Origin of the sequence: Streptomyces sp. PsTaAH-137 (assembly GCF_003259365.1) — a bacterium.
Taxonomy (GTDB): domain Bacteria; phylum Actinomycetota; class Actinomycetes; order Streptomycetales; family Streptomycetaceae; genus Streptomyces.
In genome coordinates, this window is record NZ_QLLY01000032.1 from 14,172 (window position 1) to 33,326 (window position 19,155).

Annotated in this window: 18 protein-coding genes, 1 tRNA gene and 3 pseudogenes; 10 read left to right on the forward strand and 12 right to left on the reverse strand. The window is 66.8% G+C overall.

What is annotated here, in order from left to right:
- Positions 1-205 precede the first annotated feature (205 nt).
- Positions 206-1,399, reverse strand: coding sequence for a hypothetical protein (locus K377_RS39345; protein WP_258395307.1), 1,194 nt, complete (start codon positions 1,397-1,399; stop codon positions 206-208).
- 133 nt (positions 1,400-1,532) lie between these two features.
- On the opposite strand from K377_RS39345, the gene K377_RS39350 reads away from it, so the two are divergent.
- Positions 1,533-1,608 (forward strand) — tRNA-Trp (locus K377_RS39350).
- A 144-nt stretch (positions 1,609-1,752) separates the two neighbouring features.
- Here K377_RS39350 and K377_RS41915 read toward each other — a convergent pair.
- Positions 1,753-1,902: a hypothetical protein gene (locus K377_RS41915; protein ID WP_161195077.1), complete on the reverse strand. Its 150-nt coding sequence runs from the start codon at positions 1,900-1,902 to the stop codon at positions 1,753-1,755.
- A gap of 685 nt (positions 1,903-2,587) precedes the next feature.
- On the opposite strand from K377_RS41915, the gene K377_RS39355 reads away from it, so the two are divergent.
- Positions 2,588-3,034, forward strand: coding sequence for a hypothetical protein (locus tag K377_RS39355; protein WP_146614831.1), 447 nt, complete (start codon positions 2,588-2,590; stop codon positions 3,032-3,034).
- Between the two features lie 68 nt (positions 3,035-3,102).
- Positions 3,103-6,687 (forward strand): tetratricopeptide repeat protein, encoded by a 3,585-nt coding sequence (locus K377_RS39360; protein WP_220093195.1) that lies wholly within the window; start codon positions 3,103-3,105, stop codon positions 6,685-6,687.
- A 502-nt stretch (positions 6,688-7,189) separates the two neighbouring features.
- On the opposite strand, the gene K377_RS39365 is transcribed toward K377_RS39360, so the two are convergent.
- Complete coding sequence (locus K377_RS39365) at positions 7,190-7,714, reverse strand: ATP-binding protein (RefSeq protein WP_111668461.1); 525 nt, start codon at positions 7,712-7,714, stop codon at positions 7,190-7,192.
- A 30-nt stretch (positions 7,715-7,744) separates the two neighbouring features.
- Positions 7,745-8,622, reverse strand: a protein-coding gene (locus tag K377_RS39370) for an IS5 family transposase (RefSeq protein ID WP_111668471.1) whose coding sequence is annotated in 2 segments (ribosomal slippage) — positions 7,745-8,262 and positions 8,262-8,622 — 879 coding nt in all. Because the reading frame shifts where the segments join, the coding sequence is not laid out codon by codon here.
- 128 nt (positions 8,623-8,750) lie between these two features.
- Between K377_RS39370 and K377_RS42605 the strand changes: the two genes are divergently transcribed.
- Complete coding sequence (locus K377_RS42605) at positions 8,751-9,218, forward strand: hypothetical protein (RefSeq protein ID WP_181512759.1); 468 nt, start codon at positions 8,751-8,753, stop codon at positions 9,216-9,218.
- Here K377_RS42605 and K377_RS39380 read toward each other — a convergent pair.
- On the reverse strand, positions 9,178-10,344 hold the full coding sequence (locus K377_RS39380; RefSeq protein WP_111668462.1) for an IS630 family transposase: 1,167 nt from the start codon (positions 10,342-10,344) through the stop codon (positions 9,178-9,180). The two genes, K377_RS42605 and K377_RS39380, sit on opposite strands and share 41 nt — an antisense overlap.
- 171 nt (positions 10,345-10,515) lie before the next feature.
- Between K377_RS39380 and K377_RS41475 the strand changes: the two genes are divergently transcribed.
- On the forward strand, positions 10,516-10,839 hold the full coding sequence (locus tag K377_RS41475) for a hypothetical protein (RefSeq protein ID WP_146614833.1): 324 nt from the start codon (positions 10,516-10,518) through the stop codon (positions 10,837-10,839).
- A 73-nt stretch (positions 10,840-10,912) separates the two neighbouring features.
- Here K377_RS41475 and K377_RS39390 read toward each other — a convergent pair whose 3' ends face one another.
- The gene (locus K377_RS39390) at positions 10,913-11,896 is read right to left on the reverse strand and encodes a M48 family metallopeptidase (RefSeq protein ID WP_111668473.1); all 984 of its coding nucleotides are present in this window, start codon (positions 11,894-11,896) and stop codon (positions 10,913-10,915) included.
- 138 nt (positions 11,897-12,034) lie between these two features.
- On the opposite strand from K377_RS39390, the pseudogene K377_RS39395 reads away from it, so the two are divergent.
- A pseudogene (locus K377_RS39395) lies at positions 12,035-12,475 on the forward strand (transposase); the annotation flags it as partial.
- A 118-nt stretch (positions 12,476-12,593) separates the two neighbouring features.
- On the opposite strand, the gene K377_RS39400 reads toward K377_RS39395, so the two are convergent.
- A complete protein-coding gene (locus K377_RS39400) occupies positions 12,594-12,863 on the reverse strand; it encodes a YrhB domain-containing protein (protein ID WP_111668464.1) in 270 nt (89 codons plus the stop codon).
- A 61-nt stretch (positions 12,864-12,924) separates the two neighbouring features.
- Here K377_RS39400 and K377_RS39405 point away from each other — a divergent pair.
- Positions 12,925-13,694: pseudogene (locus tag K377_RS39405) on the forward strand (transposase).
- 177 nt (positions 13,695-13,871) lie between these two features.
- Here K377_RS39405 and K377_RS42610 read toward each other — a convergent pair.
- The gene (locus K377_RS42610; RefSeq protein WP_258395308.1) at positions 13,872-14,162 is read right to left on the reverse strand and encodes a transposase; all 291 of its coding nucleotides are present in this window, start codon (positions 14,160-14,162) and stop codon (positions 13,872-13,874) included.
- A 30-nt stretch (positions 14,163-14,192) separates the two neighbouring features.
- Entirely contained in the window at positions 14,193-14,669 is a 477-nt protein-coding gene (locus K377_RS42615; protein ID WP_258395309.1) for a transposase, read from the reverse strand.
- On the opposite strand from K377_RS42615, the pseudogene K377_RS39420 reads away from it, so the two are divergent.
- Positions 14,657-15,500 (forward strand): annotated as a pseudogene (locus K377_RS39420) (IS5 family transposase). The gene K377_RS42615 and the pseudogene K377_RS39420 sit on opposite strands and share 13 nt — an antisense overlap.
- A gap of 102 nt (positions 15,501-15,602) precedes the next feature.
- On the forward strand, positions 15,603-16,091 hold the full coding sequence (locus K377_RS39425) for a hypothetical protein (protein WP_111668466.1): 489 nt from the start codon (positions 15,603-15,605) through the stop codon (positions 16,089-16,091).
- 42 nt (positions 16,092-16,133) lie between these two features.
- Here K377_RS39425 and istB read toward each other — a convergent pair whose 3' ends face one another.
- The 3 genes from istB to K377_RS39440 form a co-directional block, all read right to left on the reverse strand.
- Positions 16,134-16,904 (reverse strand): IS21-like element helper ATPase IstB, encoded by a 771-nt coding sequence (gene istB, locus K377_RS39430; protein ID WP_111668467.1) that lies wholly within the window; start codon positions 16,902-16,904, stop codon positions 16,134-16,136.
- Entirely contained in the window at positions 16,901-18,301 is a 1,401-nt protein-coding gene (gene istA / locus K377_RS39435; protein WP_202455265.1) for an IS21 family transposase, read from the reverse strand. The genes istB and istA overlap by 4 nt, the downstream gene beginning before the upstream one ends.
- A 90-nt stretch (positions 18,302-18,391) precedes the next feature.
- Positions 18,392-18,799, reverse strand: coding sequence for a DUF2750 domain-containing protein (locus K377_RS39440; RefSeq protein ID WP_111668475.1), 408 nt, complete (start codon positions 18,797-18,799; stop codon positions 18,392-18,394).
- A 91-nt stretch (positions 18,800-18,890) separates the two neighbouring features.
- Between K377_RS39440 and K377_RS39445 the strand changes: the two genes are divergently transcribed.
- On the forward strand, positions 18,891-19,155 hold a 265-nt coding region (locus K377_RS39445; RefSeq protein WP_146614834.1), incomplete at its 3' end, for a transposase.

Here is a 19,155-nt window from a genome sequence, read left to right on the forward strand (position 1 = left end):
CCACCCGTAAATTCGCGAGGACTGGGCGCCGTGACAAACACCTGTCACGGCGCCCAGTCCCATTCCACGCCTGAAACGCTCCAGAGTCGGTGAAAGCTCTATGCGGGCCTCCTCGAACGAGGGCTCTCACCCGTGCCCGGGGGGGCGGGCCGAATGGGCGACGATGCCTGCGTCATAGACCAGGGCTAAACTTATAGGGTAGGAGTTATGGAGCCAGCAACTGGTCGAAGAACTCACTCAGCATGACTTTGGCGGCCTCTGGATTTGCGAACTCGGCGCCCCCAAAGCGGTACACCTCGTACCCCTGAAGACGAATCCGCCGGTCTTCTCGTACCATTTCGGCGTAGAGGTCTGGCGCGGCCTTCCCGTCACGCGAGTAGTGTTCCCTCCCGTCCAGCTCGAGGACGTATCGGCGACCGCCGGAAGCGAGCATCAAGAAGTCCATCCGCTGACGCATCAGCACCTTGCCCTCCGCCCGTTGGTTTCGCTGATGCTGCGCCAAGGGGTCGTAATGGAGATACACCTGTGGCAGCAGAGCAGGAGAGTCACCAAAACCTCGCTGCGTTGCATGCTCCCAGTACGTGTCCAACAACAACTGCTCCGGGGTGTTAAGGGAGCCCCTCAGCCGCTTCCGAAGCGCCTGCAGCCTGAGATGCTCTGACATCCCGTACATGCCGTCCTGGAGGTGCCACCACTTGCTGAGTGCGCTCCAGGTGAGGCCTGCGGCTCCCACTGGCCGGTCATACAGCAGGCAGTGGTCCTTGTTCTTCGTGATCTCGATGACCCCACGCGCGACGTCCCTCCAGACGATCTCTGGCTTCTGCGTGGCGGCGAAGATGAGGTTGCGCAACTCACCGCGCAACCCCCGCAAGCCTCCGGTGAAGGTGGTCTGCTCGCGTCGTTCCAGTGCTGCGCGTGCCGGGGCGAAAACCCTGGTCAGGTCAGTGTTGAGGCCTCTGTTGTGCTCCATCAGGAACGAGTGGTAGCCCTGCTTGTCGTGAAAGGGGACTTCGAATGTGATACCGAGGCGGCGCAGAACGGCTTTGAGGCACCGTATGACCGCTCCCGTATCGGAGTTGTCCATCAGTCCGTCGTGCTCGGTGTCTTGGGGCAAGTCGTCGATCAGCAGGTCGATGAGACTGTGCGCAGCCTCTTCGTCACCGCCGGCGGATGAGGCGGTGCGAAGCTCGTTGATGGCCGCGCGATTCAGCCTCATGTATGAGTAGTGTTCGTTGCGGACGGTTTCAAAGAAGAGTTCCTGCGACACCTTGTCCCCCTCAGCCCTTGTCGTCCGGCAGAGCCCGAACGCCGTAATGATGATCCCGCAGGCCACTGACATCGAGCAGGGGACCCGGACGAGGATGCCTGGTAGTACAAACTCGCCGCGCTCGGATCCCACCGGCGCGCTACTGGGCACCTCGTGACGTGCGCGACGGGCACGAACCGGACGCCGAACTCGCCCGGTACCTGCTCGCGAACATCGCGGGCCGAGTGCCGGCCCGCGACTGACACAGCTACCCTCCACCGCAGGGCGGGGTGTAGCGCAGATGGTTGTCGCGCGCGGTCTCCAAAATCGCGAGGACGCCGGTTCGAATCCGGTCACCCCGCCCCCTCAACGAAGTCGAGTGACCGCCACCGTGGCGTGCCTCGTAGTGCCCGCCTCGACCTCGGCCACGAGCCCCGGCCGACCATCGTGTACTCGTCGCTATCATCGGCCCGCGCGAGGGCGCTTCTCGCCGCAAACGGTTGGGGTCAGTCGGAGCAGGCGTTCGCCCGTGCCGAGTCCCTGATGAACGTGGCGGGGCGTCCGGCGCGCACGTAGTCCTTGTATTCGGCGCCGGCAATTCCTTCGTTGACCCACCTCGTGCGGTCGGCGTCGATCATCTCTTCAGCGATGGCCAAGGCGCTGTGAGCGTCGTCGATTACTGCAAGCTGGAGTGCTCAATCGACCGCCCACGTTTCAGGGCAGCGAGGGCGAAGGGTTCAGCCAGGTAGCGCATTCCGGCAGGGTAGGCGCTCCGTCGGCACCAATGGGTCGGTCTGGGTCAGTTCTGCTCGGTGCGGGGGCGGGGAAGGCCAAGGTCGACGGTGGTCCGCTGAGTGAGGCGGGCGGCGTCGGCTTGCTTGGTGCGGAGGAAGATCAAGGTCACCGGTGCACCAGGTCGGCGAGGCGCCGGCCGCGGCGATCGTGGAGCGCCTGGGAGAAGCCCATCCCGGTGTCACTCAGAACCCATCTTTGAACCGGGCAGGCCGAAGGCTTTCAGCAATCAGCACGCGGCGACCGAGCCGCTTCTGCCCAGGCCCTCAGCGCGGCGTCTTCTGCGTGCCCGCCGGCGCCGGATGTGTTCTCCGCGCCAGCGGGCATGCCGCTGTCGGATACGTACGCCGCTGTCGGCTCACCCGCGCGGGCGCCGAAGCGCTCGCGCGCCGGGAGATGCGGGATGTGACCTTTGTCGAACTGGGCTGTAGGTAGGACTAGTTGTTGTGTATGCGGTTTGCTGTCACACGGTCCGGGACAAAACCCTCACACAGCAAAGGCGCCGCTGCCCGCCCCGTCCGGGGCGCCGGGCGCCGAGGGGGTTCGGGGATGGAACTGTCAGTGCTGGCCGCTGCGGCGGCCACGGCTCTCGTCGGTGCGATGGCCACCGACACGTGGACCCGGGCGACAGAGGCGGTGACCGGCCTGTGGCGCCGGTTCCGGCCCGGGGAGGCGGAAGAGATCGCGCAGGACCTGGAACTGCTCCACCGCGACGTGCGCCGGGCGCGCGATCAAGGCGACGAAGCGGCCGAGAACCAGCTTGTCGCAGAGTGGCAGGGCACTCTGGGCCGGGTCCTCCGACGTCACGAGGAGATGGCTCCCGCCTTGCACGCGGTACTGGAGGAGGACCTGACGCCCCTGCTCAGCGAGAAGCAACGGCAGGTCGTCTACAAGCAGTTCAACACAACGAGCGGTAAGGCCACGTCCTACAACGTGCAGGACGGCCAGATACACATTCATCAGGCCCAGGCAGAGCCGAAGGCTCCGAAGGAGTGAGCGGACCGGGCGAAGTGCCCATCTCCTGGTACCAGGAGATCCGGACGGTAGGAGGCTTCGGCTACGGCGTGCAGCACGCCGACCTCCATGTCTTCGCGAACGGCATGCCCCTCTACCTCCTGGCGAACTGGCACGAGCCGGTTGAAGCGGACCCCCTGTGGCTGCGAGAGCTGCCCAGCCGGATGCTCAACGCCCGCCGGGAAACGGTGCCGTTCACCGGGCGCGTCGATGAACTGGAGCAGCTGCGCGGCTGGCGGGACGGCGGGCCCGAGCGAGCCGTTCGCTGGATGCACGGGCCCGGCGGCCAGGGCAAGAGCCGACTGGCCGCGTGCTTCGCCCGGGAGACGGCCTCGGCCGGGTGGCGCGTGGCGCACGCCTTCCACGGCCCCGACGCCGAGTTGCTGGAGCCCGGAAGCCAGGACATGTCACTGACCGGTAAACCCGGACTGCTGCTCCTCGTGGACTACGCGGACCGCTGGCGGTTCCAGCACCTGACCTGGCTCTTCAAGAACCGGCTCCTGCACACCGGCCGCACACGCGTTCTCTTTCTCGCCCGCGGTGCGGACTCCTGGCCCGCCGTCGAGGGCATGCTCGACCCGTACGAAGCCCGGACCGAATCCGTCGCACTGGGGTCCTTACCTGTCGGGTCCCGGCCCGAGCGTCTGCCGGGCGAGGACGCGAAGGGTGAGGCCCCACTCACGGGCGTCCCACAGGCTCCGGGCGTCCCTTTGCGCCAGGACCCCCGCGCCGAGATGTTCGCCGCCGCCCGTGCCACTTTCGCCGCCCTCTACGAACGCCCCGACGTCGCCGCCGTACCGCCGCCCGGGCCACTGGACACCGAGGAGTTCGGCCTCACCCTTTCCCTCCACCTCGCGGCCCTCGTCGCGGTGGACGCCGCCGTGCGCGGGGAGCGCCCGCCCGCCGACGCTGCTGGCCTCACCCGCTATCTACTCAATCGCGAGCAACTGCACTGGGAACGCCTCCATGCCGACGGCGAGACGGCAGCGGACCATGGTTACCGGACCACGCGCGCAGAGATGAACCGGGCTGTCTTCGCCGCCGTTCTTAGCGGTCACCGCCCGCCCGACGAGGGCGAGAGGCTGCTCGGCGCGGCGGGCCTCACGCAGCCCGCGACGGCTCTGCGCGATCACACCTTCTGCTACCCGCCACCGGTCCCCGGCACCACGCTCGAGCCCCTCTACCCCGACCGTCTCGCGGAAGACTTCCTCGCCCTCACCCTCCCCGGCCACACAACCGGCTACCCCGCCCAGGCGTGGGCGCCCACGACGGCCACCCACCTGATCACGGAGCATCCCTCATCCGTCGATCGAGGGCTCGTCTTCCTCGCCACAGCTGCTGAACGGTGGCCGCACGTACGGCACGGCGTCCTCTATCCGCTGCTGCGCGCCGAGCCCCGCCGTGCCGTAAGCGCAGGCAACGCGGTCCTCGAACTCCTCGCGCGCATGGACGACATCGACACCGGGCTGCTCGGCACGGTGGAGAACGAGTTCCCCCTCACCCAGCATCCCGACCTCGATTCCGGCATGGCGTCACTCACCACCGTCCTCACGGCCCGGTCGCTCGCGGAGGCAAGTGGCGCGGCGGAGAAGATCCATCTGCTCCAACGACTCGCCACCCGGCTCCTCGCCGCGGGACGCGTCGCGCAGGCCCAGGATGTCACTGAGACCTTGGAGCGGGCGAGTGAGGAGTACGAGCGCACGCTGAGCGATCACCGCCCGGACGCCTCGGGCATCAAAGCCCTGCTGGAGCGCTACGGCGAGCGGCTGGGTTCCAACAAGTGGGACGGGTCTGTCTCCTACCTCATCTACGAGAACGGGCCCGGAGGCAGAGAGATCCTCGACGCGATCCAGGGCAGTGAAGGCTACGCGCGGGCCCGCGTGGCACGCGCGGAGGCGCTCATCGGCTCAGCACACGTCCAACATTCCCGGGGCCAATATCGCGAGGGAGCGGAAATCGCCTCCCGGGCAGTGGCGTTGCTGCGCGAGGCCGGCGTCCCCGACGACGGTTCGGCGCTCCCGCTCGCCTTGGAGACACTGGCCCTCAACCTTGGGGACAGCGGGCGCCACGAGGACGCGCTCGTCGCCGCCGAGGAGGCGGTCGAACTCGTACGCACGCAGCCTGACGACGGCGACAAGCACCGCTACCTACTCGCAAACCTTGTCAAGGGCCAGGCATTGTGGCTCGGTCACCTCCATCGGTACGCCGAGGCCGTCGTAGCGAACGACGAAGCGCAAGCGCTCTGTGAGGCGATCATCGACCGGGAACGCTACCCGGTGGACAACACACTCGCCTATATCCACAACAACATCAGCTCCGATCTGGCCGACCTCGGCCGGCACGACGAATCGCTGCTGCACATCCGCTCGGCTGCCGCCATCCGCAAGAAGTACGCCCAGCTCAACCCGGCTCTGCACGGCCGCGAATACGCCATGTCCCTCTACAACCTGGGGGCCCGCCTCGAGAACGCGGGCGAGTACGAAGAAGCCCTCTCCGTGACACGACGCTCAGTGGAGCTGCTCGAGCAACTCGTGAAAGAAGATTCCAAGGCGTTGCCGACACTCGCGGACGCACTGGCCAACCTTCACGCCCGCACCGTCAGGGGCCAATCCGCCCCGCTCGGGACACCACACCTCGACAACGCCACCAAGATCTATACCAAGTTAGCCAAAGAGAACCCGGCCGCCTACCGACCCCGCCTCGCGGACGCCATAGAAGAAGCGGGCCACGTCCAGCTGCGGAACAACAACCTCATCGCCGCCCGCAGGTTCGTGGGGCGAGTGCTGCCCATGCGGATCGAGCTACTGAGCGACAGCAGGACTGCGCAGTGGCACGCCCTAGCCCGCTCGCTCGTATTGGCCATCCAAAGCTGCGCCGATCACGCACCGCGCTGGCCGAACCCTCAGTTCGCCCAACTGTACGGCCATGCCCAGGACGCCCTGCTCTCGTCGGCAGTCCCGCCGGACGGCCACGAGGTGTTGTCCGCGCTCACCAAAATCCTGATGGGCTCCCGCCGGCTCAGCGAAGGGCTGTACGTCGCCGCAGCCACGGTGGATGCGATGAGTGCGGCAGAAGTCGACGATCCGGACACGCTGAGCGAAGCCCTGTTCAACTTCGCGATGCTCGAGTATTGGACCGTCCAGCCAGTCGACGACACGCTGGCGACGGTACGCAGCGCGCTCGAACATCTGCCCCCGGAGGCGGTCTCAGGGGATCCCGCCCTGTGCCACCGCCGGGCGATGCTCCTCCACCTCGCCGGACAGGCCGTCGCGAGGGCGGGCCGTCACAAGGACGGCCTGGGTTTCTCCGAGGAGGCGCTGGACACCTACCGCGCCCTCGCCGGAATCCATGCCTCGGTCTACGCCCATCACTTCGGCTTTCTACTGGAAGAAGCAGCCGACCTCGCCGAGCGATGCGGGGCACCGGACCGGGCCCGCGCCCACGCCGAGGAATGCCGGGCGGTGTATTCGAGTGCAGCCGCCCGGGACCCGGACCACTTCCTTCCCGCGATGCGGCGGGTGGAGAACTTCCTGTCGGGGAGGGGCATCAGCCCGCCCCTCCCCCCTCCGTCCTACGAGGACTCCGCCGGGCCTGAGCGGGGTCCGGCGCCCGAGCCGCCGTCAGCAACACGATGACACGGTCCAGCAGGAGACCCGGTCGGGGGTCACCTGGCGGCCGATCCACAGGCGCCGGCGCCATACCTACCGGTCACGAGCACTGCGGTGGACTCTCACCAGGGTCGCCGGGCCGATCACGAAGCTTGTAACCCACCCCTGAAGTCATCGCATCGCCCGCACCCTGCCGGTACGTCCGATGCCCACGGCACCGTTCTTCGCGCTGCTGCCATCGAGTCGCCAAGCTCCTCGGGCAGGCTGAGGAGTTCGGCACCCGTACAAGGCCGCGACCTTCGACCGCACCGACTACCACGAGACGCCGCCGCGTTCCCTTTCGGGGGTTTACTGTCGCTCGTTGTCCCTTCAGAGGTACTGCTGTACCCAGTAGGCAAGCAGGCCCATCACTGCTGTGCCGGCGCCGTAGGCAAGGCCGCGTACTAGGGCCTGTCCGGCGGATCTTTCCGGGCCGGGCGCTCTCCTGGCACGGCTGCGTTACTGGGCAACACCAAGACTGGCCGGACAGTCACGCGAGTGATGGCCACCTGTCGGCGGCCCACTCCGGCCATCCTGGCCACCCAGGAGGCGGACCTCCTACCTCATGTCCGTCGAGTTCCGTGGCGTCGGGCTCCTCGAACAGCGTCCTCCAGTGCACGAGGTCCGTCTCGCTCATCACGAAGGTCTGATCAGGGGTGGTCGACTGGCGATGGGCGATCCGAGCCTGTTGCGTCTCATGGTCCACCGGCACGTACACGAGCTGACAGGATGCGCCCACGGACATCACCAGCCAACGGATCGCGGACCGCTCGTCACGGGACCAGCATCCGAAGTCCAGGACCACGTTCGTTCCCAGCCTCAGGGCCTGCAGCCCCAGCCAGAGCAGCCGTCCTTCCAGCACATCACGCTTTCCGGCCGGCTGCGGATCACCGAACAGTGGGAGCATCCACTCATCCGGCGTCAGCCGCAGCGCGTTGTGCTCCTTGGCCAGCTGTCGGGCTCTCGTGGTCTTTCCGGCCCCGGGCAGGCCAACCGTCAGGTACAACGTCGTCACGCCCAGATCTTGTCACGAAAGGCCAAGTAGTCACGGCCTGAGCCACAGGCGGATCGAGGCCACGGTGACGGTGCCGTGGAAGAAATAGGCGCGCTTGTCGAATCTCGTGGCCACGGCCCGGGAGTTCTTCAGCGCGTTGATCGTTCGCTCAACTTCGTTCCTGCGCTTGTAGATCGTCTTGTCGAAGCCGACGGGCCGGCCGCCCTTGCTGCCGCGGCGGCGGTTGGCCCGCTGGTTCCTCGGCTCGGGGATCGTGTGTTTGATCTGGCGCCGTCGCAGGTAGCGGCGGTTGCGGCGGGAGGAGTACGCCTTATCTCCGCCGAGATGGTCAGGCCGAGTCCGTGGACGCCCGCCGTCCAACCGGGCGACACGGACACGCTCCATGACCGGGATGAGCTGCGGGGCGTCGCCCCACTGGCCCGGCGTGATCAGCAGGGCCAGTGGGCGGCGTCCACCCTCACCGGCAAGGTGAATCTTGCAGGTCAGGCCGCCCCGGGAACGTCCGATTCCTTCGTCAGGGCGGTGCTGCCGAGGCGTGCGTCTTTTCCCGGCAGCCTCGGAGGCTTCTTGCGCGCTCCGGCGGCGTGCTGGTGGGCCCGGCAGGTGGTGGAGTCCACGCTCACCATCGACCAGTCGATGCGGCCCTCCGCGTCAGCATCGGCCAGGACTGCCGTGAAGAGCCTGTCCCATGTGCCATCCGCTGACCATCGCCGATGCCGTTCGTACACGGTCTTCCACTTGCCGAAACGCGCAGGCAGATCCCGCCACGGCACCCCGGTCCGGTTCCGATACAGGATCCCGTTGATGATCCTGCGGTGACTGCCCCAACGTCCCCCACGGAGCCCGGACTTCGGTAGATGCGGCTTCAGCCGGCCCCATTCGTCACTTGTGAGATCTCCGCGCCCCATGCACATGCCAACGAGCCAAGGCCGAAACGGTCACAAGATCCGCCGGATAGGCCCTAGTGCTCTGACCGGGAACGTTGGCCGGGGTGAGTACGCTGAGTCGGCACTTCGGGGAACGAGGGGACGTGGGCATGTCGGGGAGGCCGTCGACGGGCGAGGCTGTGGGCCTGTTGGAGAGCGAGTTGCGCGCCGCGAGGGAGACACGCGCCGATCTGGGCGCGGAAGATGTCTGGCGTGCCTTTCTCCGTTTCGGCCGGGTCCGTTTTGACACTCCTGACACACCCGATGTGGACGGTCTGCTGTTCCAGTACGGGACCCATGCCTTTGACGCCCCCGCGACGTTCACTCTGGACTTCACCCGGCAGTTCGACGTCATCGACAGCGATGGCGAGCACGACCACTACGTACAGGTGCACTGCGAGCTGCGCTACGGACTCGCTCCTGCCTTGCAGGACCTGGGGAGCTTCAACTCGTGGTTCTTCCACGACGTTGAGGATGACCTCGACCACTGGGCCCAGGCGCTGAGGAACCAGCCGGTGTGGACTGCGATCAGTGCACTCAAGCCTGCCGAGACCAGGGTCTACCAGGAGCCGGTGTGAGTGCTCGCGTCCGGCTGGCGGCAGGACGTCCGCCCCAGCGGATCCCCTTCTCGCTGCGGATACGGGCGCGTTCGCGACGCTGAGCGGCCAGGACGTCGGGGTGACGGGCGTTCTGGTTGCGCCAGCGCAGGTGGCAGTGCAGCGCCCGGGTCTGGACGGTGTGGTTGGGGTGGTTCGAGTTGGCGAGGGTGAACTGCCGCAGCGGCCCGAAGTGGGACTCGATCGGGTTGGCCCAGGACGCGTTGGTGGGCGTGAAGCAGAGCTCGACCTTGTTCTTGGCCGCCCACCGACGGATCTTGCTGCCTTTGTGGGCGGAGAGGTTGTCGAGGATGACGTAGATCGGGGCGCCGTCCGGGCGAGCGGCACGGATGCTCTTGAGCGCGGCGAGGCTGTGGTCGGCGCCCTTGCGGCAGCGGTTCGTGCCCCAGAGCGTGTCGTCGCCGACCGAGTAGCAACCGTGGAAGTAGCGCACCCCGTGGGTGCGGTGGAAGGTGGCCGGCAGCCGGTCGGGCTTACTCTGCCTGGCCCAGCAGGTCCCGGCGGTCGGGCGGATGCCGAGTGGGCCGAATTCATCGAAGGCGAAGGTGCGGTCGGGGCGCTCGTAGAGCGCATACTCGATGCGATCAAGCTTTGCATCGAAGTCAGGGTCGGTGGACTCCTTCCATGTCTTGGTCCGTTGGAAGGTGATCTGGCGTCGGATGAGCAGGCACCGCAGCGTCTCCCGGCCGATGCGGATGCACCGTCCCGGGGCTCTGCGCAGGTAGGTGGCGAGCTTCCGCACCGACCAGTGCGTGAACGGCAAGCCGAGCAGACTGGGGCGGGTTGTGGCTGTCTCGATGACGAAGTCCTCGTCGTCACGGTCGAGCAGGCGGGGACGGCCTCCCGCCCACCGGGGGTCCAGACAGGCCAGCCCTGTCTCGTTGAACTTGTGGATCACATCGCGGGCGGTGTCCTCGTCGGCCTGCACGAGCCGGGCGATGACCGGGACGCTGTTTCCTCCGGCCGAAGCCAGCACGATTATCGCCGCCCGATAGCGGACCGTGCTCGTGCGGCCGCGACGCGCGATCCGCTGCAGTTTCTGCTCCTCCCAGTCCGACAACCGCCGGACCCTGACCAGCCTCGCCATCCCGCCTCCCGCCCCGAACAGATGCGTCGACACATCCAATCGGCGTGAAGACGATCAACACCACTCCGGTGATCGTTTCCGGTCAGAGCACTAGACATCGAGGGATGTGCAGGACGGGAGGAGCCCGTCCATCTCGTTCGGGCCGCCGTTCTGCACGGCAACGTCGCCACGGTGATCAAGAAGTTCCTGGAAGCGACATTCGCGGATCCCGACGTCTTCGACGACCTGTTCTATGACGAAGAACGCAACGCCCTGGCTCGCCTGGTCATGGCGAGAGAGACGAACCGCCTCAACCGCGCAGCCCGTGATCACGCCCGCAAGTTGCGTACCGAGGCCAAGACGTGCGCCTCCTGCGCGGGTCCCCTCCCGGAACTGGAGAATGAGAGGAGGCCGGCTTTGTACTGCGGAGCCGAGTGTGCGCCGCCACGTCCGCCCGCGTGCCTCCCGGCTTTCGCCGTAGGCGCGGACAACGACAGCAACACGCCACCCTTCTAGGCACTGTCCGGCGGATCATGTGGCAAAAAACGGAAGGTCATCCTGCCTGGCACCGGTTGGCACGACAGCCCTTTCAGTTCTTACGGATGCGGCGGGCCTTGGCAACGAGTCTGCGGGGCAGCTTCGGCCCCGCACATGCGTAGTCGATCAGCAGGTTCCGGTAGCTGGTGTTCGCGAGTTCCGGCGCCAGGGCGATCAGGGCACTCAGGTCGTCGGACGAGCCGGAAAGGCGCGTGCGGTAGGCGGCTCTCGCTGCGCGCAGGGTGACTTCGCGAGGCTCGTATTCCAGGCCTTGATCGGCGAGGCTCGCGGCCGCGGCGAAGTCGCCCTGCCCGGCGCGCACGTCGGCCAGGTCGAGGTAGAGGGACCAGTTGGCGGAGTCCAGGAGCAGCGCGTTTTCGAAGGCGGCAGCAGTCTGATCCAGGTCGCCCATCACACGCCAGGTGGCCGCTCGTGCGACTGCCGTCCACATGACCCGATCGACGGCATCGGCGCGGTCACACAGCGCAAAGGACAGTTCGTACCGACCGCAGGCCCGGGGCAGCCGGGCCATGGCGGCCAACGACTCCGGCAGGGGATCCCGTTCGGACACCACGTCGAGGGCATGGAACCAGGGCGCAAACCGCTCCCGCATCTCGTTGGTGTCCAGGTCGTGGCCGTAGTCCAACGTCCGCAGACACGCCTCGGCCAGCGCCGCAGCACTCACCGCGCCGAGAAAGCGCGCATCGCCGAACCAGGGGGCAGCGCCCCATGCCACGTCGGGCCGCACACCCGTGACCGAACCGAGGGCCATCACCGCGTCGTCCATGTCTCCTTCAAGGAACAAGAAATACGCCTGCGCCAGCGCAGCGCTGAAGGAGCCGTCCTCCCCAAGGCTCTCCTTCAGCTCCGAGCGTCGGACTTGCCACAATTCGGCGAGGGCCGCATAGGGCTCCGGCGCTGCCGGTGCCGAGGCTATTGCTCCCACCAGAAGCTCTACGGCGCCCACTGGGCTTCCGCCGCAGTGCGCCATCACGCCAGCGAGACTGACTCCCGCCGCCACTGACTGATTCGACATCGCCAGAGAGTACCCGTGGCCAGGCACGCAAAGGCGACGATCAGATCAGGAGGAAAGAGCTCCCTCTCAACGCCGCGCCAGGTCGTGCCAGTTACTGGCTCGTTAGTCCAGCATGGGGCGGGGTGATCTGACGAATAGATTGAGAAGCTCATCGAGGTGCGATTTCGCGAGCATCCGGACGCCGAGCTGATCGTCAGCATGCCCGGCTTCGGTCCCATCCTCGGTGCCGAGTTTGTGGCCGCCACCGGTGGCAGCATGACTGCCTTCGCCACCCCAGGGCGGCTTGCCGGCTTCGGTGGCGTAGCACCCACCCCTCGCGACTCCGGCAAAGTCAGCGGGAATCTACGCCGCCCTCAGCGATACAACCGGCGCCTTCAACGCGTCTTCTACACCTCGGCGTTGATGAGCATCCGCTACTCCGACGACTCCCGCCGCTTCCACGAACGCAAACGCGCTGAGGGCAAGCGCCACACCCAAGCCGTCATGGCTCTGGCGCGGCGCCGCGTCAACGTTCTCTGGGCCCTCCTACGAGACAGGCGCTGCTATCAGACGTCGCCGCCACTCGCCCTATCGGCTTGACAAGGGCCATTAGGAATCCATGGCACTGTCACAGTTGCGGCGGCCCGCTTATGGCTCCGCCCGTGATCCGCCGGACAGCGCTTAAGGGCTGTCCCGTAACTGGGGTTACGGACAGGCGTCAGACGCTCGGGTTCCTCCACAGGTGTCGCTCATTCAGGGTCCCGAACCGCACCTCTCCGCGTGCAAGGTCGACGAGGATGGGCCAGCAGTCCAACAGTTGCTCTCTCGGCTCGCGCGAGGCGAGGTACTGCACAGAGTTGTAGGGCACGATCAGGAGCCCGTTGCTCACGCGAACCCCCTCTGCGTCGATGACGAGAGGCGGCTCATCATCGCGCTGGCTGTCCGCGAGAAACGCCACCGCGAGTTGCAGGGCCTCATCCTGTTCCATGATCCGTCTCCAGTCCGTCGCCTCGAGGGAGAAACCCTAACCAGCCTGGGATGATCTTGGTGTGGCTGGTGTGATCACGGCGTCGGAGCCGTCTGGATAGCCCCGTTCACCGGGCTGAGCCCGCGGCAGTTCGGGAAGCTGGTGACTGTGCTGCGGCGCGAGGGGGCGAACGCGGTCCGCAGGGGCCGGCCGTGGAGTCTTCCGCTGGAGGACCGGGCCCTGCTGGTCGCGGCCTACTGGCGGACGAACCTGACCATGCGGCAGCTCGCTCCGTTGTTCGGGGTGTCCAAGTCGGCGGCGGACCGGATCATCGACCACCTCGGGCCGATGCTCGCGCTCCAGCCCCGCAAGCGGTTCGCGAAGGACACCGTGCTGATCGTGGACGGCACCCTGGTCCCCACCCGTGACCACACCATCGCCGAGCGGTCGAAGAACTACCGGTACTCCACCAACCACCAGGTCGTCATCGACGCCGACACCCGCCTGGTCGTCGTGGTCGGCCAGCCGCTCGCCGGGAACCGCAACGACTGCAAGGCATGGGAAGAATCCGGCGCCAAGGCCGCCGTCGGCAACACCGTCACGATCGCCGACGGCGGCTACCCGGGCACCGGACTCGTCATCCCCCACCGCCGACAGCAAGGCCAGACCGAACTGCCGCACTGGAAAGAGGAACACAACAAGTCCCACAAGCGGGTCCGGGCCCGCGTTGAGCACGTCTTCGCCCGCATGAAGACCTGGAAGATCCTCCGCGACTGCCGCCTCAAGGGCGACGGCGTCCACCACGCCATGCTCGGCATCGCCCGGATGCACAACCTCGCCCTCGCCGGATAGACCAGGGGATCACACCAAGACCAACGATGCCCGGGACGACTTGGAGATCATTTACGGGACAGCCCTTAGCAGTGCTTCGTTAGGTTCTGGTTCGGGTGAGTGGTTGGCCGCAGGTGGTGCAGGTGCCTGTCCAGCACCGCAGCATGTCCTGGAGGGTGTCGAGGACTTGGTAGAGGCTCAGGCCGGGCTCGGGGCTTTTGGGTTCAGGCGCCGGAGGGTGAGGAAGGTCGGGGCGGCGGTGACGAGGGTGACGTGGTGGTGCCAGCCGCGCCAGGTGCGGCCCTCGAAGTGGTCCAGGCCCAGGCCGTGTTTGAGTTCGCGGTAGTCGTGCTCGATGCGCCAGCGCATCTTGGCCCACCGCACCAGATCGGCGATCGGAGTGGTGGCAGGCAGATTGCTGATCCAGTAGCCGGTCGGTGCGCTGGCGTTTTCGGGCCGCTCGATCAGGAGGGTTCGCAGCGGCAGCACGCCGTCCCAGCGGCTGCGTCCGCCGGCCTGTTACTGGGCGGCATGGTGGGCGAGCTTGCCCGCCGGTCGCACCTGCAGCACGGCGAAGTGGGAGGTCATGGCGCCTTTGCTGCCCTGGCGCCAGACGACCTCCTCGAACCGGGGACCCGCATCGCTCATGGCGGACAGCGGCCGGGGCCGTGTGCGGTAGCAGGGCCGGGTGGGCGGTCCCAGCCCGCCGTAGGACGGCCGATAGGGTGCGGCCGCCTCCGACTGGACGACCTCTTTGGGGTCGACGGCCACCACATAGGACCAGCCGCGATCCTCCAGCGTCTGCCGGAAACCGACACTGCGGCCATAACCCGCATCAGCCACGATCACCGGGACCGGGCCGAGCCAGCCGGCCAGCCGGTCCAGCAAGCCCAGCGCCAGGTGGGACTTAGAACGGCTAACACAATGAGGTGCATCGCCCCTGGTAGCCGTGCCTGACAGGGCAGTTGGGCGTTGTTTGGGCCGTGGGGACTTCACCGTGGATCGTGCCGGATGACCTGTGGGAGCGGATTGAGCCGCTGCTGCCGAGGAAGGAGCGGCGGTTCCGATACCCCGGTCGTCTTCCGGTGCCTGACCGCCAGGTGCTGTGCGGGATCCTGTACGTCCTGCACACCGATATCCAGTGGGAACACCTCCCCAAGGAGCTTGGCTTCGGCTCCGGGATGACGTGCTGGCGTCGGCTGCGGGACTGGAACGAGGCCGGCGTCTGGCAGCGGCTCCACGAGACGCTGTTGGCCGAGCTCAACGCGCAGCACGGCTCGACTGGTCCCGCTGCGTGGTTGACTCCTCGCACGTCAGGGCTCTAAAAGGGGGCTCCACACGGGTCCGTCGCCAGTCGACCGGGGCAGAGCAGGATCCAAGCACCATGTGATCACGGATGGGCACGGGACCCCGCTCGCGGTCGTCCTCACCGGTGGCAACCGCAACGATGTCACCCAGCTGATGCCGCTGCTGGATGCCATCCCTCCCATCCGTGGACGCGTCGGACATCCCCGCCGCAAGCCGGACTCGCTCCTCGCAGACCGCGGCTACGACCACGACATCTACCGCGACCAAGTCCGAGCCTGCGGTATCGTCCCTGCCATCGCCCGCCGAAGCACTCGCCACGGCACCGGACTTGACGTCTACCGCTGGGTGGTAGAGCGGACCTTCGCCTGGTACCACGGCTTCCGGCGACTCCGCGTTCGCTGGGAACGTCGAGCCGACATTCACGAAGCCTTCCTCAAACTGGCCTGCTGCCTCATCACCCACCGGCAAATCAGGTCACTGTCGGCGTACTCGTCGAAGTGCTCAGCCAGGTACGGATGAACGTGCTCAGCTTCGTGAGCGTCGGGATGCCGGTCGTGTGGTGGGAAACCTCAGGGCGGTGGGCCCTTGTCGTTGGCGGCAAAGCGAACGCATGATCGGCTCATGCAAGGTGTCTTCGACGATGTCCCATTGACCACGCTCTTCCCCCGCCTGTCGCCTGCCGACGTGGAATCCCTGGAACAAACCGCTCGTGCAGTCGATGCGGCTCGCGCGCAAGGAGACAAGGCTGAGTGGGAGTGGGCACTGGATCACGTGGTCTTCCCGGGCCCGCAGCCGTGGACGCCCATCGTGCTTGGCCTGGATGTCATTGAGCATGCGGACGGGAGTGATCAGCTGGAGTTCCTGCTTCAAGTCGTGTGGACAGACTTCGGCCAGCTCGCGGTCGACGCGGCGGTGAACGTGGCCTGCTGGTGCGACACCGATCACGCTAGCCATGACGTCGACGCCATCAGGCTTGTTGTTGGCGAGGAGACCTCGCTGCCCCGCGCCTTCGAAGCTGGCGCCGAGCGTCTGATCGGATGGCTCACCGACCCTCGCGACGCGGATTTCTGGCGTGCCCGAGCGGCTCTGCCTCCCCGCCAGCCCGCCTAGGAAGCCGGCGGGATGACGACGGGTGACGGGCAGTTGGTGTGATCAGGCCACGTTGGTGTCGCGTTCGATGGCGGCGAGCCGGTTCTTGAGCCGGTAGCTGGGGCCGTTGATGGAGACGACGTCGCAGTGGTGCAGGAGTCGGTCGAGGATGGCTGTGGCCAGGACTTCGTCGCCGAACACCTGTCCCCATTCGCTGAAGGTCTTGTTCGAGGTCAGGATGATCGAGCCTTTTTCGTAGCGCTTGGAGATGACCTGGAAGACCAGGTTCGCCTCAGCGCGTTCGAGGGGCTGGTAGCCGACTTCGTCGACGACGAGAACTCCGGGCCGGAGGTAAGTACGGAGCTTGTTGTTGAGTCGGCCGGAGGCTTCGGCGGCCTTGAGCTGGCGGACCATGTCGTCGAGGGTCGTGAAGTAGACGGAGAAGCCGGCCCGGCAGGCGGCGACCGAGAGAGCGACGGCGATGTGGGTCTTGCCGACCCCGGGCGGCCCGAGCAGTGCCGCGTTGGCCTTGGCCTCGACGAAGGCGAGGGTGGCGAGGTCTTTGATCTTGCGGGGGTCGAGTTCTGGCTGGAAGGAGAAGTCGTACTCGTCGAGCGTTTTGTAGTGTGGCAGCTTGGACAGCCGCAGGCCCTGGCGGAAGCGTCGGTCGTCACGGATGGCGAGTTCCTCGGCCAGCACGAGGTCGAGGAAGTCGAGGTAGCCCATCTTGGCCTCGTCTGCCCGGCCGGCGTACTCGTTCAGGCTCTCTGCCAGGTGGGGCAGGCCGAGCTTGGCGGCTGTGGTGCGGATTCGAGTGCTGACCAGCTTGCTCAACTGGGCTCCTCCTGCGTGGGGTGAGTGGTGAAGGGACGGGTTCCGGTCAGTTCGTCATAGACCGACAGGGGTCTGCGGCCGACCTCGACGCGGACGGCCGCAGCCCGGTTCAGGAGAGCCATCAGCGAGCCGGCCGTCTCCTCGCCGAGTGCGTCCTGATGGCGGGGCTGCTGCCGAGGGATGTCACCGGTGGTGGTCCGTCGGTTCCGGCCGTCGGGAAGACCGTCCCAGTGCTTCTCGTCGACGACGCAGGCTCCGCGGCCGACGGCCCTTGGGTGGCTAGCCAGCAGGGTGACGCCGGTGGCGCCGGGGACAGTGGAATGAAGCGCGATCTGGGACTTCGTGGCCCTGACCTCCACCAGCTGGCGCGGGCGGACCTTGCGGGCCGGAACTGAGTAGAGGTTCGCGTCGAAGGCGACCAGGCAGTCCTTGCCGACGTAGCGAAGGTGCCGCTGGGTGACCACATAGGGCGTCGTCGGCAGGGGTCGCAGGGCCATGTGGTCACGGATCGCGCGGTTCCCGATCACTTCGCCGTGGGTGCCGTGGGACTTCGCCCGGCGCAAGGGCACCCAGGCGTTGAAAGCGGAGTCCAGCTCCTCGATGGAGGAGAAGGACCGTCCGGCCAGGACATGGTCGCGGACGATCAGCACTTGCCGCTCGACCCGGCCTTTTCCGGTGGGCCGGTAGGCGGCCAGGACGTCGATGTCGAAGTCGTAGTGTCCGGCGAACCCGACCGCTTCCGGGTGCAGGGGAACGGCCTCGCCGGGTGCCACGTGGCGTCGGACGACGGTCTTGGTGCGGTCGTAGACGATCGACATCGGCACCCCGCCGAAGTGGGCGAACGCCTGCCGGTGGCAGTCGAAGAAGGTGGCAAGGTCCTGGCTGGTGGTGAAGCAGCAGAACGGGTCCCGCGAGTAGGACAAGGTCATGTGGAACGAGTAGACCTTCGGGATGCCGACGTGCGCGAGGATGTGCCCTTCGTCGCCCCAGTCGACCTGGGCCTGTGCCCCAGGCACGACCTCGAACCGGCGGTGCAGGCCGGCCAGCTCGCCCGGGCTGATGCCAAGTTCTTCCGCGATCCGCGGCCGGGCTTCCTGCATGTAGAGCTTGACCCGCTGGTAGGTGCCGGTGAAGCCGTACTCGGCCACCAGCCTCTCGTGAACCACGGCACCTTTGATCAGAATCTCGGACCGCAGCATCGCGTCGATCAGGGGCGCGACCTCATCCACCTTCCGCCGACGACCATGTCCCGGCGCAGCCCGACGAGGTGGGGCGACCGGGCCTTCAGAGGACAGGTACTTGCGGACCGTTCGGCGGTTGAGTCCGGTCTCCTTCGCGATCTCCGACAGGCTCATGGCCCCGGATTTGAACAGCCCGCGGAAGCGTCGAAGCTCCATCCATCGTTGCGGGTCCAAGACCACGGTCAGCCGCCCTCCGCCACCCTTCACAGGCCGGCAGCAGACTGCCCACGATCAATCTCCGGTACGTCAGGAGGTGGGCACGTTCATCCGTACGTGCCTGAGCACGTTCACGTGTACGCCGACAGTCACTGTGTGAGCCGCCGCTAGACGGTTGACAACTTCGTCGGGGGTGAAGCTCCAACCGACCAGGCGCGGCCCGCTCCAGTTGATGCCGATCACGAGTCCATCCCGGGCGGCATCGGGCAGCACGTGATCGCACCAGGTGTCCAAGGGCATGGAATCGATGCGAAGCCCATGCCCCCAGATCTTTGCTGCCCTCTGGGCCCGCGACGAGGTCGACCAGAAGGGAAGACTTCGCGTGCCATCCGCAGAGAGGTGAGTCGGGCTTCCATCGTCACCCCGGACGAGCCAGACCGCGCTGTTCAGGCTGACGTCGCGGAAGAACGCCGCCGCTTCCGCACCACTCTGGCTCATGGCCACCGACCTTAGCGTCCTCCAGCGCTCATTTCGTTAGGAGTTCTTAGACGCCATTTCAGTTGGCGTGATCTTGCGGCAGGCTGGGGTGATGGCTGCTGCGCTTGTCGAACGGTTGGCGCCGGATGATCTGTGGGAGTTGTTCCAACGGGTGGTCCCGCCGGCCTCGGAGCGCCCGCAAGGCGGAGGGCATCGTCGCCGAGGAGACCGCGAGGTGCTGGCCGCGATCATCTTCGTGGCCACCTCGGGGTGCACCTGGAACCAACTGCCTCCCGGCTTCGGCCTGTCGGGTGTGACCGCCTTTCGCCGGTTCACTGTGTGGACCGAGGCTCGCGTGTGGGCCAAGCTTCATCGCT